A 698-nucleotide genomic window follows, 5' to 3' on the forward strand; every position below is an offset into this window, starting at 1 on the left:
CTGAAAGCGTTTGGGATATTAGCATGCACAGCCAAACGGTGGCATCATCGGTTAAAGTGAAAGATTACAACTACCGTGATGCCAAAGCCAACTTACTTGGCGAGGTCAATAGCCAACCCGATGACCGCACCACTAACGGCACCGACTACCGTTATGGCGAGCACTATCAATATGCAGGTAGTGCCAGCGTCAGTTCAGGTAGTCAAAAAAATAGCCCCAACAAAATTTATAAAAATATTCAAAGCGAGCAAAATGAGGGGGGGAGCGATAATAACGATGATGCACAAAATAAGGATAATGATTACCACCTTAATAGCACCCCAGAAAGTGGCAATTGGTACGCACGTATTCGCCATGAACAAGCAATCAGTGAACAAATAATTATCCGAGGCAAAAGCAACCGTTATAACCTTGCTCCTGGGCAACTCATTAGCCTTAATGGCGCCCCCCTGATTGATATTGATGAAGGCATTATTATTTTAAGTGTTACGGGCAGCGGCAGCCGCACTGATGCTTACCAGCTCAGTTTTACTGCGATACCTTTTAAGGTATTAAAACCGTATCGCCCAGCGCCCCTTGCTTGGCCACAAGTCAGTGGCACCTTACCGGCACGGGTCACCAGTCCCGATAATGACACCTATGGCTATATTGATACCCAAGGGCGCTACCGGGTTAAATTTAACTTTGACCTAACAGAT

General features: G+C 46.0%; 1 protein-coding gene. It reads left to right on the forward strand.

Annotated features, from left to right (window positions below):
- Nucleotides 1–17: 17 nt before the first annotated feature.
- On the forward strand, nucleotides 18–698 hold a 681-nt coding region (locus A9G48_RS09575; RefSeq protein WP_442903345.1), incomplete at its 3' end, for a contractile injection system protein, VgrG/Pvc8 family.

Source organism: Gilliamella sp. wkB18, assembly GCF_001690875.1.
GTDB classification, from domain to species: domain Bacteria; phylum Pseudomonadota; class Gammaproteobacteria; order Enterobacterales; family Orbaceae; genus Gilliamella; species Gilliamella apicola_A.